Origin of the sequence: Achromobacter xylosoxidans, from assembly GCF_002192695.1 — a bacterium.
Classification (GTDB): Bacteria; Pseudomonadota; Gammaproteobacteria; order Burkholderiales; family Burkholderiaceae_B; genus Achromobacter; species Achromobacter xylosoxidans_C.
In genome coordinates this window covers 1-299 of sequence record NZ_MTLG01000060.1, presented here as the reverse complement: position 1 = coordinate 299, position 299 = coordinate 1, and the positions used below count along the sequence as shown (strand labels likewise).

Genomic DNA, 299 nt, shown 5'->3' with positions numbered 1-299 from the left:
CCAGGCTGGAGGTGTCGGAAATGGCGGTGGAGACCGGGCCGTCGTTGGTGCCGGTGATCGTCACGATGGCGGTTGCCGTGGAGGTGGCTCCGCTGGGATCCGTGATGGTGTAAGAAATGGTGCTGATAGCGGTTTCGCCCGCGGCCAGGCGCTCAAATGCGTTTCCCGGCGTGAAGACATAGCTGCCGTCTGGCAGGACAGTGAACGTGCCGCCGTTGCTGCCCGCAACCGTAATGCCGTCCGAGGTCATGGGCCGACTGCCTACTGAAGCTATCGTCAGGGGATCGCCGTCCGGGTCT

1 protein-coding gene is annotated in these 299 nt (G+C 63.9%); it reads right to left on the bottom strand.

Going from position 1 to position 299, the window contains the following annotated elements; translation table 11 throughout:
• Window positions 1-250, bottom strand: a 250-nt coding sequence (locus BRO63_RS10105) for an Ig-like domain-containing protein (protein ID WP_306425671.1), incomplete at its 3' end; no start/stop codon positions are given.
• Window positions 251-299: the final 49 nt, after the last annotated feature.